Source organism: Achromobacter sp. JD417 (genome assembly GCF_041879325.1).
Classification (GTDB): domain Bacteria; phylum Pseudomonadota; class Gammaproteobacteria; order Burkholderiales; family Burkholderiaceae_B; genus Achromobacter; species Achromobacter mucicolens.
In genome coordinates, this window is record NZ_CP087159.1 from 5,286,072 (window position 1) to 5,302,204 (window position 16,133).

The 16,133-nt window shown below is 66.4% G+C and carries 13 protein-coding genes; 6 read left to right on the plus strand and 7 right to left on the minus strand.

From position 1 onward, the window contains the following. Positions 1 to 21: 21 nt before the first annotated feature. From LN047_RS24395 to LN047_RS24405, 3 genes are all read right to left on the minus strand, one after another. On the minus strand, positions 22 to 1,620 hold the full coding sequence (locus LN047_RS24395) for a methyl-accepting chemotaxis protein (RefSeq protein WP_373980451.1): 1,599 nt from the start codon (positions 1,618 to 1,620) through the stop codon (positions 22 to 24). 233 nt (positions 1,621 to 1,853) lie between these two features. Further along, positions 1,854 to 2,456 carry a lipoprotein insertase outer membrane protein LolB gene (lolB, locus tag LN047_RS24400; RefSeq protein WP_152382587.1) on the minus strand — a complete coding sequence of 201 codons (603 nt, stop codon included), beginning with the start codon at positions 2,454 to 2,456 and terminating at the stop codon, positions 1,854 to 1,856. Then, the gene (locus LN047_RS24405) at positions 2,453 to 4,339 is read right to left on the minus strand and encodes a tetratricopeptide repeat protein (RefSeq protein WP_373980452.1); all 1,887 of its coding nucleotides are present in this window, start codon (positions 4,337 to 4,339) and stop codon (positions 2,453 to 2,455) included. Before LN047_RS24405 ends, lolB begins: the two co-directional genes overlap by 4 nt. Here LN047_RS24405 and mutM point away from each other — a divergent pair. From mutM to LN047_RS24425, 4 genes are all read left to right on the plus strand, one after another. After that, positions 4,338 to 5,165, plus strand: a complete 828-nt coding sequence (mutM, locus tag LN047_RS24410; protein ID WP_373980453.1) for a bifunctional DNA-formamidopyrimidine glycosylase/DNA-(apurinic or apyrimidinic site) lyase — start codon at positions 4,338 to 4,340, stop codon at positions 5,163 to 5,165. The genes LN047_RS24405 and mutM overlap by 2 nt on opposite strands. Positions 5,166 to 5,305: 140 nt before the next feature. Next, complete coding sequence (locus LN047_RS24415; protein WP_373980454.1) at positions 5,306 to 6,259, plus strand: MBL fold metallo-hydrolase; 954 nt, start codon at positions 5,306 to 5,308, stop codon at positions 6,257 to 6,259. A 100-nt stretch (positions 6,260 to 6,359) separates the two neighbouring features. Next, positions 6,360 to 8,039: an FAD-dependent oxidoreductase gene (locus tag LN047_RS24420; protein WP_373980455.1), complete on the plus strand. Its 1,680-nt coding sequence runs from the start codon at positions 6,360 to 6,362 to the stop codon at positions 8,037 to 8,039. Positions 8,040 to 8,056: 17 nt separating this feature from the next. Next, complete coding sequence (locus LN047_RS24425; protein ID WP_056325352.1) at positions 8,057 to 8,257, plus strand: DUF2783 domain-containing protein; 201 nt, start codon at positions 8,057 to 8,059, stop codon at positions 8,255 to 8,257. A 41-nt stretch (positions 8,258 to 8,298) separates the two neighbouring features. Here the strand turns inward: LN047_RS24425 and LN047_RS24430 are convergent, their stop codons facing one another. Beyond that, on the minus strand, positions 8,299 to 9,207 hold the full coding sequence (locus LN047_RS24430) for a LysR family transcriptional regulator (RefSeq protein ID WP_373980456.1): 909 nt from the start codon (positions 9,205 to 9,207) through the stop codon (positions 8,299 to 8,301). A 166-nt stretch (positions 9,208 to 9,373) separates the two neighbouring features. On the opposite strand from LN047_RS24430, the gene hmgA reads away from it, so the two are divergent. Both hmgA and fahA read left to right on the plus strand, forming a co-directional pair. After that, positions 9,374 to 10,672 (plus strand): homogentisate 1,2-dioxygenase, encoded by a 1,299-nt coding sequence (gene hmgA / locus LN047_RS24435; RefSeq protein WP_056325347.1) that lies wholly within the window; start codon positions 9,374 to 9,376, stop codon positions 10,670 to 10,672. A 136-nt stretch (positions 10,673 to 10,808) separates the two neighbouring features. Beyond that, the gene (gene fahA, locus LN047_RS24440) at positions 10,809 to 12,125 is read left to right on the plus strand and encodes a fumarylacetoacetase (RefSeq protein ID WP_373980457.1); all 1,317 of its coding nucleotides are present in this window, start codon (positions 10,809 to 10,811) and stop codon (positions 12,123 to 12,125) included. A gap of 22 nt (positions 12,126 to 12,147) precedes the next feature. Here the strand turns inward: fahA and LN047_RS24445 are convergent, their stop codons facing one another. The 3 genes from LN047_RS24445 to LN047_RS24455 all read right to left on the minus strand — a co-directional run bounded on the left by LN047_RS24445 (position 12,148) and on the right by LN047_RS24455 (position 16,055). Next, on the minus strand, positions 12,148 to 13,077 hold the full coding sequence (locus tag LN047_RS24445) for an acyltransferase (protein ID WP_373982182.1): 930 nt from the start codon (positions 13,075 to 13,077) through the stop codon (positions 12,148 to 12,150). A 150-nt stretch (positions 13,078 to 13,227) separates the two neighbouring features. Further along, positions 13,228 to 15,123, minus strand: a complete 1,896-nt coding sequence (locus LN047_RS24450) for an LTA synthase family protein (RefSeq protein WP_280023512.1) — start codon at positions 15,121 to 15,123, stop codon at positions 13,228 to 13,230. A gap of 203 nt (positions 15,124 to 15,326) precedes the next feature. Continuing rightward, on the minus strand, positions 15,327 to 16,055 hold the full coding sequence (locus LN047_RS24455; protein WP_056325338.1) for a FadR/GntR family transcriptional regulator: 729 nt from the start codon (positions 16,053 to 16,055) through the stop codon (positions 15,327 to 15,329). Positions 16,056 to 16,133 lie beyond the last annotated feature (78 nt).

Consider the following 16,133-nt stretch of genomic DNA (forward strand, 5'->3'; position numbering starts at 1 on the left):
TGGCGGAACTGCGAGGTGACGTTACGCGAGTTGCGGCGTCATGCTGGCGCCCAGCCTGGCTGCGGGCGCGTCGATGACCTGACCGTCGGGCAGCTTGAAGACCGACACGGCGCCGGCCAGTTGGCGCGCCTGCTCTTCCAGCGCACCGGCCGCGGCGGCCGCCTCTTCGACGAGCGCGGCGTTTTGCTGCGTCACGCTATCCATCTGCGACACGGCGCGGTTGACCTGGTCGATGCCGGTGGCCTGCTCTTCGGAAGCGGACGAAATCTCGGCCATCAAGCAGGTCACGCGCTGCACGGACTCGACGATCTCGCGCATCGTGGCGCCTGCGTTTTCAACCTGCTCCGAACCCACCCCGACCTTCTGCGCGGAGTCCTCGATGAGCTGCTTGATTTCCTTGGCGGCCGCAGCGCTGCGTTGCGCCAGCGTGCGCACTTCGCTGGCGACGACGGCAAAGCCCTTACCCTGCTCGCCCGCGCGTGCGGCTTCCACCGCCGCGTTGAGCGCCAGGATGTTGGTCTGGAACGCGATGCCGTCGATCACGCCCACGATGTCGGCGATGCGCGACGAGCTGCCCGAAATGGCGCGCATCGTTTCGACCACGCTGGAGACCGCTTGCCCGCCGCGCTGCGCGACGGCTTCGGAGGCGGCGACCATGCGGTTGGCTTCACGCGCGGTGTCGGCGTTCTGCTTCACGGTGGTGGCCAGCTCTTCCATGCTGGCCGCGGTTTCCTCGAGGGAGGCGGCCTGCTCTTCGGTGCGGCTGGAAAGATCGGTGTTGCCCGAGGAGATCTCGCGCGCGCCGACGTTGATTTCGTCGACGCCGCGGCGCACGGCCGACACGGTGCGCACCAGGCTGTCCTGCATGCCCTTGAGCGCGCTGAGCAGCGCGCCGATTTCGTTCTTGCCGAAGTCGGCGACGCGGCGCGTCAGGTCGCCTTCGGCGATGCGGCGAAAGACCTCGCCGGCCTCGACCAGCGGACGCACGATCATGCGGCGGATCAGTACGTGTGCGCCCACGGCCACCAGCAGGCCCAGCGCCAGAATACCGGCGAGCAGCCCGGTGAAGAGCGAGTTGAACATGGAGATTTCGTCCATGACCGCCTGGCCGGTGGCCTCGGCGCGCTGGATGAACGCATCGCGCTCACTCACCAGGCGCTCTTGCACCGACTGCGTGCCTTGCTTGAAGTAAGCCTCCATGTCGCCCGCCTCAAGGACGCGGCCCACGTTCTGCAGGTTGGTGCTGAGCTTGGTGTAGGCGTCGATGATGGCGGCCGATTCCGCTTTTTCCTCGGCGGTCAGGCCGCTGGAAAAGCCCTGGAAGGCACGGTCGGCCGACACGATGCGCTGGCGCGCCGCGACGAGCGAGGTCTTGTCGTCGGTGTTGCCTTGCGCGACGCGGGTGGCGTAGCGGCTGAGGTCGGTACGCGCCGCGACCAGCGACAGCGAAGCGGCGTTCACCGCGTTGACCTGCTGCTGCGACAGGCGATAGAGCTGCGCGACATCCTGGTTGGTCTGGCGCAGGGCGGCAAAGCCCATTGCGCCGATCACCAGCTGGAAGGTGAAAAAGATCGCGATGATTCCCAATAGCACCGTCGCGATGCGGGTGTTCCTGAACATGGCCATTCTCCAAAAGGGTGGGCGGCAGACTCGCGTCGACCCCGATTGCTGCTGCGCGTAAGTACCTCGCGCTAAGGCAGGGAGAATTATTCAGTCAAGGCAATATATTTCAAGCGGTAACACGCCCCGTTTTGCGGCGCTTATTCGCTTGATTGGAAATCCGCGGGTGTGGTAAGGGTTAACCCGTATTCGATGGCGCCGGGTGCACCGTGCGGCCGAGAAGCCGCACGGGGTCAGGATTGATTGACGACCAGCCGAACGAGGATCCGGCGGCCCGGCTCCAGACGCTCCAGCACGAGAAGCTGGGGCCCTTTTTCGTCGTAGCGGGAGAGGTTGGCGCGCCAGCCGCCCTGCTCGAAGGCGATGGGGCGGCCCAATTCGTCGCGCTTGACGTCAGAGGCCTGCGGATCTGCCGCCAGCTTGCCGCGCAGCCAGTCGCGCAAGCCCGAAACGGGCATGCTGCTGCCCAGGGCGTCCTCGGCGAGCGCATCGGGGTTGTCGGCGACCAGGCGCGTGCCGTCGGCCTTGGTGAGGCTGGCGGCGCCGGGGCGGCCTTCCACGCGGGCTTCGGTCGATCCCAGCGGATTGGTCAGGTCCAGCACATAGCGGCGCCCATCGTCGGACCACGAGAAGCCGCCCTGCACGGCATTCTGCTTGCCGCCTTCTTCGTTGACGGTGATGGCAAAGCGGCCAATGCGCGAGAACGCGTCGTCGCCGGCCCCTTCGATGGGCTTGGGCAAGGACGTGCAGGCAGCAAGCGTGAAGGCAAGCAGCGCCAGCGCCACCCAGCGCAGGCCGGACGCCGCGCCGCGAAATCCTGCAAAGACTGCCGTCACAGATTGACCCCCAGGCGCTTGACGACGTCCTGGACCGTCTTGTTCTTGGGATCCTTCTGCAAGGCGGCGCGCAGCAGGTCCGTCGCCTGATCGCGCTTGCCCTGCGCCCAAAGCACCTCGGCCAGATGGGCCGCGATGTCGGCTTCGGGACGCACACTGTAGGCGCGGCGCAGGTAGTCCGCCGCCGCAATGGTGTCGCCCATGCGGAACTTGACCCAGCCCATGCTATCGAGGATGAACGGATCGTTGGGCGAGAGCTCCAGCGCCTGCGTGATGAGATCGAGGGCTTCGGGCAGGCGCTGGTTGTGGTCGGCCAGCGTGTATCCCAGTGCGTTGTACGCATGGGCATGGTCCGGATCCAGCGCGATGACCTGGCGCAGCATGCGCTCCAGGTCGGCCAGACGGTTCTGGCGTTCGTACAGCATCGCCAGTTCGTATTTGATCTCGACCGTGTCCGGCAGCGCCTGGTCCGCGGCTTCCAGGGCACTGACCGCCTGACCGATGCGGTCGGCATCGCGCAGGATCTGCGCCTTGGTCAGCGAACCCAGAGCGCGTTCTTCTTCGTCCTGCGGGCCGGCCGAGTCGATCATGGCCAGCGCCTCGTCCACGCGGCCGCTCTTGGCGCGCAGCGCGGCCTGGCGCATGCGCACGGAATAGCGCAGCGTGGGGTCGTCGATACGGCCGAGTTCGGCGATGGCTTCGTCGTAGCGGCCCTGGTCTTCGGCGATGCGCGCGAGCAGCACGTGCGCATCGGCGGCAGCCGCCCCGGCGTCGGTGGCGCCGGGCACCGTGGCCCGCTGGCGCTGGTTCTGGACGTCCAGATACTGCTGCAACAGGGTCTTGGCCTGCGCGAGTTGTCCGGACTTGTAGGCCAGCTGGGCCTGCATGAAGAGCAGGTCGAAATCTTCGGGCGAGCGGCGCGACATGGCCTGAAGCTCGGCCAGGGCGGCGTCGTAGTCACCGCTGTCGGCCAGCTGGCCGGCCAGCATCAGGCGGACCTTGCGCGCGCCGGGATTGCGGTTGATGAAGGCGCGGGCCTCGGTCTGCGCGCGCTTGGGATCGACCTTGGAGCCGTACTCCAGCACGCGCTGGGCGGCGCCTTCGGATTTGGGGTCGGCGGCCAGCGCGGCGCGCGATTCCTGGGCAGCGCGCTCGTAGTCGCCGGCGGCGGAAGCCACGTCGGCCAGCGCAAGGTGCGCGGCGGGCAGCTTGCGCACGCTGTCGCTCAGGGATTCGTCCAGGATGCGCAGTGCAAGGCGGCGGTCGTTCAGGCGGCTGAGCACGGCAAGCGCCTGGCCGATGGCGGCCGGCTTGTCGCGCGAGGAATCAATGCGTTTGCGCAGCGCTTGGGCCAGGCCCTTGGTCTGGCCATTGGCGGCGGCCAGCGCCAGTTCGGTGGAGCTGGCTTCGATGTCGTTGGGGGCCAGACGGGCCCAGACGCGGGCGGCATCCAGCGCTCCGGGCAGATTGCCCCCGGCAAGCTGGAACTCGAGGCCGCGGCGGGCAAGGCGGGGATCGCCGGTGTCGCGGGCCAGACCGACCATGGTGGTGGCGGCGGTGCCGTACATGCCCCGCTGGGCGGCGATCTCGGAAGCCAGTACGCGGTAGAAGATATCGCCGGTCAGCGACACATAAGGCAGTTGACCTGGGCGCAGGCGGATGACTTCGGTTTCAGGCTGGCGGTTCTGGGGAGCCATCCGTGGACCCGTCGCGTCACGCGTCCGGCCGTCGGCGGCCTGGGCCGGCGGGGCCATGATTGCTGCCAGCGCAAGCCCCAACGCGGCGATCCCGATATTCATTTGTTTAAAAGACGACTTCACGCGGCCCGTCCGGTTGATGGCACAATCTTCGTACACGCAATTGATGATCTTACACTGGCTCATGCCGGAACTGCCTGAAGTCGAAACCACGCGCCGAGGAATCGACGCCATCATCACCGGCCAGACGCTATCGCGACTGGTCGTTCACGAACCCCGCATGCGTTGGCCCATCCCGCCGGAGCTGCCGTCCCTGATCGGCGGACGCACCGTGCTGGAATGTGCGCGGCGCGGCAAGTACCTGCTCCTGCGCTTCGAACATGGCACCCAGATCGTGCATCTGGGCATGTCGGGCTCCCTGCGCAGCGTGGCGCCCGGTGAATTCCTGCGCAAGCACGACCATGTCGAATGGATCTTCGACGGCGCCGTCCTGCGCCTGCACGACCCGCGCCGATTCGGCGCCGTGCTGTGGCACGACGACGCCGACGGGCCCCTCGAAGCCCACCCGCTGCTGGCCAAGCTGGGCATCGAACCCTTCGACCCGCGCTTTGACGGCGCCTGGTTGCACCGGCACTTCAAGAACCACGGCGCCGCGGTCAAGCAGGTGCTGCTGGCCGGCATGGCGGTCGTGGGGGTGGGCAACATCTACGCGTCGGAAAGCCTCTTTCGCGCGCGCATCAACCCGAAGACCCCGGCCAACAAGCTATCGCTGGCCCGCTGCGAGCGCCTGGCCGACATGGTGCGGGCCACGCTGGCCGACGCCCTCACCTCCGGCGGCAGCACCCTGCGCGACTACGTGGGCGCCAGCGGCGAACCGGGCGCCTACTTCGAGATCCACGCGGCCGTGTACGAGCGCGAAGGGCTGCCCTGCCGGGTCTGCGGCACGCCGATCCGCCGCTTTGTCCAGGGGCAGCGCGCCACCTACTACTGCCCAAAATGCCAACGGAAGTGATGGGCGGCGTGACAACGCGCCTGGAGAAATCGCCGTTACAACTCGGGAATTCGTTTATAGCAAACGTATTGCACGAAAACTAACGCAGGACTATATTTCCTTCCACACACCCTATTCCTAGAAAAGTGGAAGGAGCCTCCATGAGCAAGCAATTCGCCTCGCACGCGGACCTGGACGACAAGGTCGTCTCGTTCGAAAAGCTGTCCGACAACGCCTATGCCTACACGGCCGAAGGCGACCCCAACACGGGCGTGATCATCGGCGACGAGGCCGTCATGGTGATCGACACCCAAGCCACGCCAGTGATGGCCGAAGACGTGATCCGCCGCATCCGCGAAGTGACGGACAAGCCCATCAAATACATCCTGCTGTCGCACTATCACGCCGTGCGCGTGTTTGGCGCCTCGGCCTACAACGCCCAGGAAATCCTGGCCAGCCGCGACACCTACGACCTGATCGCCGAACGCGGCGAGCAGGACAAGGCCAGCGAGATCGGCCGTTTCCCGCGCCTGTTCCGCAACGCCGAGTCGATTCCGCCGGGCCTGGTCTGGCCGACCATGACGTTCAAGGGCGAGATGACGGTCAATCTGGGCAACCTGGAAGTCAAGCTGCTGCAGGTCGGCCGCGGCCACACCAAAGGCGACACCATTGCCTGGCTGCCCGAACAGAAGATCCTGTTCGCCGGCGACTTGGTCGAATACCAGTCCACGCCCTACTGCGGCGACGCCTACTTCCGCGATTGGCCGACCACGCTGGACGCGCTGGCGGGCTTTGAAGCCGAAAAGATGGTCCCGGGCCGCGGCCCCGCCCTCAAGAACGCCACCGAAGTGCGCCAGGGCCTGGCCGGCACGCGCGCCTTCCTGACGGACCTGTACGGCGCCGTGAACCGCGGCGTGGCCGAAGGCAAGGATCTGAAGACGATCTACCGCGAGGTCTACGACTTCATGAAGCCGCGCTACAGCGACTGGGTGATCTTCGACCACTGCATGCCGTTCGACGTGTCCCGCGCCTACGACGAAGCCACGGGCCACACGCACCCGCGCATCTGGACCGACAGGCGCGACCTGGAAATGTGGGCGCAGCTGGAAGGCTGATCCCCCCACCCTGCCTCGACAAGCAAGAACCGGACACGCGCGACCCCTTGCGGCGCAGCGTGTCCGCATAACTAGAAAATGACCCACACAGGAGACAACCGTGGGAGACATCGACTTTCAGGCGATGGAGTTCGCCTATGAAAAGCATGCGGACCAGACGGCGGCCAGCCTCGCGCGCCATCAGGTCGTGGTGGTGGGCGCCGGCCCCGTCGGCCTGACCACGGCGCTGGACCTGGCGCGTCAAGGCGTGCACGTGGTGGTGCTGGACGACGACTACCGGCTGTCCACCGGATCGCGCGCCATCTGCTTTTCCAAGCGCACGCTGGAAATCTGGGACCGCCTGGGCGTGGGCCAGCGCATGATCGACAAGGGCGTGTCGTGGAACGTGGGCAAGGTGTTTTTCCGCGAGCAGGAAGTGTGGCGTTTTGACCTGCTGCCCGAGCCCGGCCACCGGCGCCCGGCGTTCATCAACCTGCAGCAGTACTACGCCGAAGGCTATCTGTACGAAGCGGCCCGCCAGCAGCCCAACATCGAGCTGCGCTGGAAGAACAAGGTCGCCGGCGTCATGCAAGGCGACGATGGCGTGACGCTGACCGTGGAAACGCCGGAAGGCCCGTACTCGCTGCATGCCGATTGGCTGATCGCCTGCGACGGCGCGCGCTCGCCCGTGCGCAAGCTCATCGGCCAGGAAAGCCACGGCCGCATCTTCCGCGACCGGTTCCTGATTGCCGACGTCAAGATGACGGCGGATTTCCCGTCCGAGCGCTGGTTCTGGTTCGACCCGCCCTTTCACCCCAACCAATCGGTGCTGCTGCACCGGCAGCCCGACAATGTCTGGCGCATCGACTTTCAGCTGGGCTGGAATGCGGACCCCGTCGAAGCCGTCAAGCCGGAGAACGTGCTGCCCCGCATCCGGGCGCTGCTCGGGCCGGACGCGCAGTTCGACCTGGAATGGGTCAGCGTCTACACCTTTGCGTGCGAGCGCATGGACAAGTTCCGCCACGGCCGCATCGTCTTCGCGGGTGACGCCGCGCATCGCGTGTCGCCGTTCGGCGCGCGCGGCGCCAACAGTGGCGTGCAGGATGCCGAGAACCTGGCCTGGAAGCTCAAGCTGGTGCTGGCGGGGCTTGCGCCCGACACGCTGATCGACAGCTACAGCGCGGAACGCGAGTTCGCCGCCGACGAGAACATCCTGAACTCGTCGCGCGCCACCGACTTCATCACGCCCAAGAGCGAGATCAGCCGCAGCTTCCGCAATGCGGTGCTCAATCTGGCCAAGGACCATCCGTTCGCGCGATCGCTGGTGAACAGCGGCCGCCTGTCGCTGCCGGCCACCTACGCCGGATCGCCGCTGAACACGCCAGACGCCGACGCCTTCACCGGCCGCATGGCGCCGGGCGCGGTGGCGCTGGATGCGCCGGTGCAATTGCAGGGTGAACCGGGCTGGTGGCTGTCGCAGCTGGATGGCGAGTTTGTGCTGGCGGTGTTCTGCGGCGCCACGCTGCCCGCCCGCGAGACACTGGCCGCGTTGCAGGCGCTGCGCATGGCGCCGGTGCCCGTCAAGGCCGTGCTGGTGGCCGATGCGCAGTGCGACCTGACCGCGCTGCCCGCCGAGGTGGCGGTGGTGCGGGACAGCGAAGGCTGCCTAGCCAAGCGCTACGACGCGCAGGCGGGCACCGCCTACCTGATCCGCCCCGATCAGCACATCGCCGCGCGCTGGCGCGCCTTCGAACCCGACGCCGTCGCCGCCGCCGTTCATCGCGCGACCGGCCGCGCGTGATTTCAGAGGTTATCCCCATGCTTATCACCGACACCAACCTCGCCGCGCCGGACGACTTCTACGAAGCGCTGATCGACGCCCACCGCGACCTGTCCAACGAGCAGAGCCAGGAGCTGAATGCGGCGCTGATCCTGCTCTTGGCCAACCACCTGGGCGATCTGGCGCTGCTGAAGGAAGCCTTGCATCACGCACGCGCTTCCGTGACGCAGACGGCCTAAAACGCCGTACCCGCCATCACGGCGCGGCGCCGCGCGGGCCGCTAGGAACCGACCGCAAAGGTATTGACGATCAGGGCGCGCAGCCACTGATTGCCGCCGTCGCGGTCCACCCGGCGCTGCCAGTACATGTTGGTCTGCAGCGCCGGCACCTTGAGCGGCGGGGTCATGAAGCGCAGGCCGAACGGCGCGGCGGCGCTGGCTGCCAGCTTTTCCGGCACGGTCGCCAAGAGGTCGGTGGCGCTGACGATGTAGGGCACCGCGGAAAAATGCGGCACGCTGAAATGCTCGGCCAGATCCACCCCCGCCCGCTCCATCGACTGGTTGACCTGCCCATAGGGCGCCGCGCGCGACACGATGAGGTGACGCTCTGCGCGGAACGCCTTGATCCCCATGCCCGCATGCGCGGTGGGATGCGCCCGGCGAAAGAGCGTGGCATAACCCTGGCGAAACAACATCCGCTGCAACGTGCCCGCCCCCATTTCATCGAACGCCCCGATCGCCAAGTCCACCCGGCCCGACTCCATCTCGCGCGGCAGGTCCGGACCCAGCACGCGCACGGAGTCGATCCGGACCTGCGGCGCCTTCTGGACACAGACTTCCATGAGGCGCGGCATGAAGTGGATTTCGCCGACGTCCGTCATGGCCACGCGAAAGCGCCGGTTGCTGGTGGCCGCATCGAACACGTCCTGGTCCTGCAACGCCTGCGACAGCAGGCCCAGCGCTTCGCTGACGGGTCCAGCCAGCCGCTGGGCCCGCGGCGTGGGCAGCATGCCCTGCGCCGTGCGCACAAAGAGTTCGTCGCCGAACGCCGTGCGCAGGCGCCGCAGGGCATTGCTGACCGCCGGCTGCGACAGATCCATGCGCCGCGCCACCGCCGACAGGTTGCGGTCTTCGAGCAGGTGTTGAAACAGCAGCAACAGGTTCAGGTCGACGTCGCGCAGCTCGGCCATCGGGGCCCCCTACTATTCACAAAATTTATAGTCGCTATTTTTGCATTCCCGTAGCCGCAACAGGGATTTTTTCCGACAATGGCACATCGGCTGGGGCAACGCCCGCGCCGGCCACCACACCAAGCCGCGCGGCCAAGCACCGCGCCCGCCGCCCCAGGAGGATTCCATGGAACTGCAATACCAGACCGGCTTCGGCAACGATTGCGCCACCGAGGCCTTGCCCGGCGCTCTGCCCATCGGCCGCAATTCGCCGCAGCAATGTCCCTACGGCCTGTACGCCGAGCAGCTTTCCGGCACGGCCTTCACCGCGCCCCGCGCCGAGAACCGCCGCTCATGGCTGTACCGGATCCGTCCGGGCGCGCAGCACAAGCCCTTTGAAGCCTTCGACGGCGCCACCGGCTGGTTGAGCACGTTCGGCCACGGCCCGGTCACGCCGAACCAGCTGCGCTGGAGCCCGATGCCGATTCCGGACGCGCCCACGGATTTCCTGGAAGGCGTAAAGACGTGGGGCGGCAATGGCGGCCCTGACGAACAGGGCGGCGTGGGCATCCATCTGTACGCGGCCAACCGTTCGATGCAGGGCCGTTACTTCTACAACGCCGACGGCGAGCTGCTGCTGGTGCCGCAACAGGGCCGTCTGCGCCTGGCCACCGAACTGGGGCTGATCGACCTGGAACCGCTGGAGATTGCCGTCATTCCGCGCGGCGTGCGGTTCCGCGTAGAGCTGCTGGACGGCACGGCGCGCGGCTACATGCTCGAGAACTTTGGCGCGGCGCTGCGTCTGCCGGAACTGGGCCCGATCGGCTCGAACTGTCTGGCCAACGCGCGCGACTTCAAGACGCCCGTGGCCTGGTACGAAGACGTGGACGGCGACTTTGAACTGATCGCCAAGTTCACGGGCGGCTTCTGGCGCGCCTCGATCGACCACTCGCCGCTGAACGTGGTGGCCTGGCATGGCACGCACGCCCCTTACAAATACGACCTGCGCAACTTCAACACCGTCGGCTCGATCAGCTTCGACCATCCGGATCCGTCGATCTTCACGGTGCTGACGGCGCCTTCGGACACCCCGGGCACGGCCAACATGGACTTCGCGATCTTCCCGCCGCGCATCCTGGCCATGGAGAACACGTTCCGTCCGCCCTGGTTCCACCGCAACATCGCCAGCGAATTCATGGGCCTGATCCAGGGCGTGTACGACGCCAAGGCCGATGGCTTCGCGCCGGGCGGCGCGAGCCTGCATAACTGCATGAGCGGCCACGGCCCCGATGCCGAGACGTTCGAGAAGGCCTCGCATGCGGACACCAGCAAAGCGCATTACATCCGCGACACGATGGCGTTCATGTTCGAGACCCGCCGCGTGATCCGCCCGACGGAGCAGGCGCTGGCGTCGGTAGAATTGCAGGGCGATTACTACCGGTGCTGGCAGGGCATCGCAAAGCACTTCGATCCCAAGAAGGCGTGACGCGCCCGCGTCAGCCTTCGTTGCCGGCGGCGATGCGCGAAGAGCGCATCGCCGTTTGGCGTTTCATGTATCCGGCGCGCGGCAAGCCCGTGCGCCCGGCCGGCTCCCATAACCACACTGACCGAGACACGCAGCCATGACCACCATCAACGAAACCCACGACCCGTCCTTGAAGAGCTGGGTCGCCAGCGCCAATTCGGACACGTCGGATTTCCCCGTGCAGAACCTGCCCTACGGCGCTTTCCGCCGCAAGGGCACGCAAGAATCCTTCCGGCCCGGCGTGGCCATCGGCGACCATATCCTGGACCTGGCCGCGCTGGCCGGCAAGCAGCCGTTCGAAGGCCTGGCCGCTGAAGCCCTGGCCGCCTGCGCCACCGACAGCCTGAATGCGCTGATGGCCCTGGGCCAATCGCACTGGAGCGCGCTGCGCCTGGCCCTGTCGCGCGCGCTGCGCGAAGGCGCCGCCCTGCGCGCCACCGTGGAGCCGCTGCTGGTCGCGCAAGCGGATGCCGAATACACCACGCCCGCCCGCATCGGCGACTACACCGACTTCTATATCTCGGTGCATCACGCCACCGCCGTGGGCAAGCAGTTCCGCCCCGACAATCCCCTGCTGCCGAACTACAAGTGGGTGCCCATCGGCTATCACGGCCGCGCCTCCAGCATCGGCGTGAATCAGAAATTCCCGCGTCCGGTTGGCCAGACCCGCCCCGCGAACGAAGGCGAAACGCCGCAGTTCGGCCCCTGCGCGCGCCTGGACTATGAACTGGAACTGGGGATTTTCGTGGGCACGGGCAACGCCCAGGGTGAACGCATCGAGCTGGCCGATGCCGATTCGCACGTGTTCGGCCTGTGCATCCTGAACGACTGGTCGGCGCGCGACATTCAGGCTTGGGAATACCAGCCGCTCGGCCCCTTCCTGTCCAAGAACTTCGCGTCCACGATCTCGCCGTGGATCGTCACGATGGAAGCGCTGGAGCCGTTCCGTACGCAATGGAATCGCGGCGCGGGCGAACCCCAGCCGATGCCGTACCTGTCGTCGGACGCCAACCGCGCCAAGGGCGCCTATGACGTGCAGATGCAAGTGCTGATGACCACCGAGCAATCCCGCGCCGCAAGCACGCCGCCGGTGCAGCTGTCCAGCAGCAACTTCCGCGATGCGTACTGGAACGTGGCGCAGCTCATCACGCATCACACGGTCAATGGCTGCAATCTGCAACCGGGCGACATGCTGGGCACCGGCACGCTGTCCGGCCCGCGTCCGGCGGAAGCTGGTTCGCTGCTGGAATTGAGCAATGGCGGCAAAGCGCCAATCGAACTGCCGTGGGGCGAGAAGCGCACGTTCCTGCAGGACGGCGACCAGATCATCATCCGCGCCGAATGCGTGAAGGCGGGTTATCCGCGCATCGGCTTCGGGGAATGCTCGGGCGTCGTGCTGCCCGCGCGCGTCTAAGGCTGCGCCCGCCGCAAACCCGCTAACTGGCGGGAGGGTTTGGGGGGAGCGGCGTACCCGCCCCCCCGACAAGCGCCTCGATCTCGTCGTCCTTGGCCTGCCACTGCTGGCCGAGCCATTGGTGGAACGTGGTGCGAAACGCCTTGTCGCGCGAGTAATCGGCTTCGCAGAAGGCCGGCGGCACCGGCAACTGCCGCATGCGCACCACCACCTGCCCTGCGCGTCCGCAGGCAAAATCCCAGAAGCTGGGCACGCCGTCCGGATAGGCGATGGTCGCGTCGATCATCGAACGGAACCGCGCGCCCATCGCATTCAAAGACACCGCCAACCCGCCCGCCTTGGGCTTGAGCAGATGCCGGTACGGAGAACCCTGCGCCGTGCGCTTGGCTGGGCTGAAACGCGTGCCTTCGGCAAATACCATCACGCTGGTGGGCACCAGCGAAAACTTGGCGCAGGCGCGGCGCGCGGCTTCCTGGTCCTGGCGCCCCAGATCCGGGTTTTTGCGCAGGGCCGTCTTGCCGTGCCGCTTCATGAAGGGAAAGTCCAGCGCCCACCACGCCAGTCCGATGACCGGAACATAGATGAGCTGCTGCTTGAGGAAGAACTTGAGCAGCGGGATGCGCCGGTTCAGCGCGTACTGCAGTACGAAGATGTCGACCCACGATTGATGGTTGCAATTGACCAGATACCAGTCCGCATAGCGCAGGCCCTGATTGCCCTGGATATCCCAGGCTTGGGGCTGAATGCGCATGAACCAGCCCGTATTGCACGATACCCACGCCGTGGCGATGCCGTTAAGAATGGGATCGATGCGCCGCCTGACCGCGGCAAACGGCAACGCCAGCTTCAGCAGCGAGACCGGGAACAGCAGCAGGCACCAGAACAGCGTGTTGACGGCCAGCCAGAGGGTGCTGAGCACGCCGGTTATCCACGCCAGCCGGCCGCGCGGCACGGGGATGGCCAGGCGGCGCCCCGGTTGCGGCGCTGCGGGTTGGGCGTGCGAAAGCGCCGGGGATGCGGCGCGGGAGGCTCCCGTGGAGGGGTTCGGCGTTGTCATGGCCGCCAGTGTGCTATCGGCCCGCGGAATGAGGCTTGAGTAGGATCAAGGCAGGCGGTACTTCTCTTCGCGGTACGCCCAGCTTGCCCACAGCGCGTGCGCCAGCGCCTCCTGGGTCAAGGCCGGGTCCGCAGGCTCGACCGGCGCGTACGTTTCATCCTGCCCCACCGGCGCCGCCTTGTAGCTGAACTGCCGGGGCGCCTTGGCGGGCTCCAGCACCAGCAGCTGATCGCCCTTCAGATAACCGAAGTTGTCCGCGTACTGCATCATCGCGCGGTTGGGATCGCGCTGCGTCAGGTCCACGCCCAGCATGGGGTTCACGTTGTCCAGGCCGATCAGCGACAGCAGCGTCGGGGCCATGTCGATCTGGCTGACCAGGCGATCGTCCTGCCGCGGCGCGATGCCCGCGCCCAGGATCAGCGCGGGGATCTGGAAGTGCCGCACCGGCACGGGAATGGACCCGTACACGCGAGAATCGTGGTCGGCAATGACGAGGAAAACCGTGTTGTCCCAATACGGCGCCTTGCGCGCCTTCTCGAAGAACTGGCCCAGCGCCCAGTCCGCATAGCGCACCGTGTTGTCCACCGTGGCCGGATCGCCCACGGGCTGGATGCGCCCGGACGGATATTCCCAGGGCGAATGGTTGGTCACCGAGAACGCCAGCGTGAACACCGGCTTGTCGCCATCGGCGCGCAGCAGACGGTCGACCTGATTGAACATGTCTTCGTCCGAGGCGCCCCACGATCCTTCGAATACGGGGTCGACAAACTTGGGCCGATCCACGATCTCGTCAAAGCCGTTGCCCAGGAAGAAGGCGCGCATGTTGTCGAAGTGGGACTCGCCGCCGTACACGAAGCGCGAGTGATAGCCATGCTTGCCCAGCAACTGCGCCAGCGTGAAAAAGCCCGTCTGCGAACGCGGCAGCTTGACCACGGCGTCGGCCACGCTGGGCAAAAACCCCGCGGTCACGGCTTCGATGCCGCGCACCGAGCGCGTGCCGGTGGCGTAAGCGCGGTGGAACATCCAGCCTTCCTTGCCCAAGCGGTCGATGTTCGGGGTGAGGTCGCGCCCGCCCAGGCTGCCGACGTACTGCGCGCCCAGGCTTTCCTGCAGGATGATCACCACGTTCAGCGGCTTGTCCCGCCGCACGGTCGCCTTCTGTTCATGCAGGCTGGGCAGCTTGGGGTCCATGGGCGCGCCGGTCATGCCGGCCTTCTCGCGCACGATGGCGTTCATCTCGTCCACGGCCATCTTGGGATACATCGCGGCCGACGAGCGCTCGTCCCGCATGCGGTACGCCGCATCGAACACGCTGTACAACGAATTGAGCGCCAGCGCGTTCACCATGGCGTCCGAGCTGAACGCCACCTTGGCCGGATTGATGGGGCGGTGTTCCAGCGTGCCGCGCGCGCCCAGGAACACCAGCGCCAGGATCACGAAGGACGCGATGGGCCGCTTCCACCACGCCATGAAAGAATCGCGCGAGCGCGTCGGGAAGAACTTGACCGCCAGCCACGCCGCAAGGACAAGCACCACGAACGCGGCAAGCAGCACGCCCTTGTAGCCCTGCCACAGCATCGAGCCCACTTCCTTCGGATTGAGCAGGTAGATGAAGTACAGGCGATTGGGCCGCGTGTCGTATTCGGCGATGAACTGCGGGGTCGATACCTCCAGCAGCACGTACAGCATCCACCAGACGCGGAACCACCATGCGGTGATGCGCACGGCAAGCGGCCGGTGACCGAACCACGGCGAAAACACCGCCGGCAGCGCGATCACCATCGACAAGAGGCACACGTCGATGCGCAGTCCGCCAAAAAGGAGCGGGCCGAGGCCTCCGGCCGCTTCGACGCGGTCCCACATCCAGAAGGCCAGCCCCAAGCGCGACAGCGTCAGGAGCGCCAGGATGGCAATGATGAATCGAAGAGTCAGGCGACGCATGCCAGCCCCTCGCGCGCGTGGGGCAATGCCTGCCCCCATGAAGAATGCGTACTGCCGTGTGTGCCGCGCAAAACCATGCCGTTTCGATGATCAAAAAAAATAACCGCGCCAAGAGTAACGCGGTTTTGGATTTATCGATGGCGGCCAGACCTGTTCAAACGTTGTACGACATCACACTTGCAGCAAGCAAGGCCACGAGCGCACTACTGCGCCCGGCGCAGGCGCTCGCGGCTGTTGCTCAGGTGCGTGCGCATGGCAGCGCGCGCGGCCTCGGGGTCCTGCCGTGTGATCGCGCTGTAGATGTCTTCGTGCTCGAGGTTCACGCGCGCCAGATACGCCGCGCGGTCTTCGTGGGCAAACTTTGCCGAGTTGATGCGGGTGCGGGGAATGATGGCGGACCCCAGATGCGCCATGAGGTCCGCGAAGTAGCGATTGTCGGTGGACTGGGCCACCAGCAGATGGAACTGGAAATCCGGCGTGATGGTGTCGCCGCCGCTGTCCAGCGCCAGCTTGAAGGCATCGAGCGCGCGCCGCATCGCCTGCAACTGGTCTTCGCTGCGGCGGATGGCCGCCAGGCCCGCGGCCTCGCTTTCCAGGCAGATACGCAGTTCCAGCAGGACCAGCACGTCGCGCACGGTGGCGATGTCAGCCGGGTCCACGCGGAAATCGCCGCCCCCGCTCGGTTCCAGCGCATACGTGCCCACGCCGTGATGCGTTTCAACAAGGCCCGAGGCCTGCAACCGCGAGAGCGCCTCGCGCACGACCGTGCGGCTGACGCCGAACTGACGCATGATGGCCGATTCGGTGGGAAGCTTGTCGCCGGGACGGATTTCGCCGCTGCGGATGCGTTCGGAAATGTTCTCGACCAGGCCTTGCGCCAGGTTGCGGGGACGACGCTGCGGCAGGACAGGGGTATCGACAGGAGCGTTCATCAGGAATTATCCGAAGACGGTTGCGCAGCGCTTGACGCTGGAAAATGGCGATCATTATACTTCGCGACAGTTGTACGA

Excerpts from the sequence above, each read along its gene's own strand:
- hmgA (WP_056325347.1), top strand. The coding sequence starts at position 9,374 with ATGGAACTGCAATACCAGACCGGCTTCGGCAACGATTGCGCCACCGAG.
- LN047_RS24450 (WP_280023512.1), bottom strand. The coding sequence starts at position 15,123 with ATGCGTCGCCTGACTCTTCGATTCATCATTGCCATCCTGGCGCTCCTG.
- LN047_RS24430 (WP_373980456.1), bottom strand. The coding sequence starts at position 9,207 with ATGGCCGAGCTGCGCGACGTCGACCTGAACCTGTTGCTGCTGTTTCAA.
- fahA (WP_373980457.1), top strand. The coding sequence starts at position 10,809 with ATGACCACCATCAACGAAACCCACGACCCGTCCTTGAAGAGCTGGGTC.
- LN047_RS24395 (WP_373980451.1), bottom strand. The coding sequence starts at position 1,620 with ATGTTCAGGAACACCCGCATCGCGACGGTGCTATTGGGAATCATCGCG.
- LN047_RS24455 (WP_056325338.1), bottom strand. The coding sequence starts at position 16,055 with ATGAACGCTCCTGTCGATACCCCTGTCCTGCCGCAGCGTCGTCCCCGC.
- LN047_RS24405 (WP_373980452.1), bottom strand. The coding sequence starts at position 4,339 with ATGAGCCAGTGTAAGATCATCAATTGCGTGTACGAAGATTGTGCCATC.
- mutM (WP_373980453.1), top strand. The coding sequence starts at position 4,338 with ATGCCGGAACTGCCTGAAGTCGAAACCACGCGCCGAGGAATCGACGCC.
- LN047_RS24415 (WP_373980454.1), top strand. The coding sequence starts at position 5,306 with ATGAGCAAGCAATTCGCCTCGCACGCGGACCTGGACGACAAGGTCGTC.
- LN047_RS24425 (WP_056325352.1), top strand. The coding sequence starts at position 8,057 with ATGCTTATCACCGACACCAACCTCGCCGCGCCGGACGACTTCTACGAA.